The organism is Streptomyces sp. AC555_RSS877 (assembly GCF_019049245.1).
In the GTDB taxonomy this organism is placed as follows: domain Bacteria; phylum Actinomycetota; class Actinomycetes; order Streptomycetales; family Streptomycetaceae; genus Streptomyces.
This window is the reverse complement of record NZ_JAGMUK010000182.1, coordinates 3,911-4,212: the sequence shown is the minus strand read 5'-3', so window position 1 is coordinate 4,212 and position 302 is coordinate 3,911. Positions and strand designations below refer to the sequence as shown.

Genomic DNA, 302 nt, shown 5'->3' with positions numbered 1-302 from the left:
CCACTTTCGTCGGTGTCGGGCGAGGACGGTTCCGGTTTCGCCGGCGGCGTGGTGGGGGGCTGTGTCGATGGTGTGTCCCCGTAGCCTTCCGGCGTGTCCGAGTCGTCGCCGTAGCCACTGTCGTCGCCGTAACCGCTTTCGGTGTCCTCGTGGCCATAGCCACTTTCGTCGGTGTCGGGCGAGGACGGTTCCGGTTTCGCCGGCGGTGTGGTGGGGGGCTGTGTCGATGGTGTGTCCCCGTAGCCTTCCGGCGTGTCGGAGTCGTCGCCGTAGCCACTGTCGTCGCCGTAACCGCTTTCGGC

1 pseudogene is annotated in these 302 nt (G+C 67.5%); it reads right to left on the bottom strand.

Features of this window, described 5'->3' with window-relative positions:
• Window positions 1-302: pseudogene (locus tag KUM49_RS39305) on the bottom strand (hypothetical protein); the annotation flags it as partial.